Genomic DNA, 281 nt, shown 5'->3' on the forward strand with positions numbered 1-281 from the left:
TCTCGGCTCGGGCAAGGTCGGCACGGTAGTCGGACCATAGCAACAGCCAGATGAAAACGAACGCCGCCGCGCCCGCCAACACCCACAATACCTTCTGAAGACCTGAAAGCCTCACGCCGCTCCGCCCGAACTTGATTCTATATTTTGTGTGCGTTTACATCCTCTAGCTACTGTAGGTTCAAGCGTGATTGTCACCGATCGGCCAACAATCACCTATCTGTGAAACTCAGGTGAAGCTTGTGATGCGCACCGCATAAAGCTACACCCACTGTAGGTAATGT

Annotated in this window: 1 pseudogene; it reads right to left on the reverse strand. The window is 53.0% G+C overall.

Annotation, left to right across the window (positions count from 1 at the left end):
* Positions 1 to 79: pseudogene (locus A3764_RS25860) on the reverse strand (SCO family protein); the annotation flags it as partial.
* Positions 80 to 281 lie beyond the last annotated feature (202 nt).

Source organism: Sulfitobacter sp. HI0129, assembly GCF_001635395.1.
In the GTDB taxonomy this organism is placed as follows: domain Bacteria; phylum Pseudomonadota; class Alphaproteobacteria; order Rhodobacterales; family Rhodobacteraceae; genus Sulfitobacter.